1 protein-coding gene is annotated in these 262 nt (G+C 64.5%); it reads left to right on the top strand.

Annotated elements, in window-relative coordinates; genetic code table 11:
* Positions 1–22 precede the first annotated feature (22 nt).
* On the top strand, positions 23–262 hold a 240-nt coding region (locus CH341_RS32825), incomplete at its 3' end, for an MFS transporter (RefSeq protein WP_170149920.1).

The raw sequence follows: 262 nt of genomic DNA, 5'->3' as shown, positions 1-262 counted from the left end.
GCTGGTCATGGTGTTTTCGGAGATGTCGACAGACCGACGTCGCGGCACGGCGATGGGCTGGCTCATCGGATCGACGTCCGTCGGGTATGCCTTCTCACTCGCTCTGACGGGGGTCGCGCTCTCGCTCGGCGGCTGGCAGGTCGCCTTCATCGTCTGCGGCGCGACGCCGGCGATCGGCGCCGTCCTCATTCTCCTGCTTCTCAGAGAAACGTCGAACACCATCCACAAACGGCCGAAGGGCGAAGGCCTCTTCGATGCCATC

The organism is Rhodoplanes roseus (assembly GCF_003258865.1).
In the GTDB taxonomy this organism is placed as follows: domain Bacteria; phylum Pseudomonadota; class Alphaproteobacteria; order Rhizobiales; family Xanthobacteraceae; genus Rhodoplanes; species Rhodoplanes roseus.
This window is presented reverse-complemented; position numbering and strand designations above follow the sequence as displayed.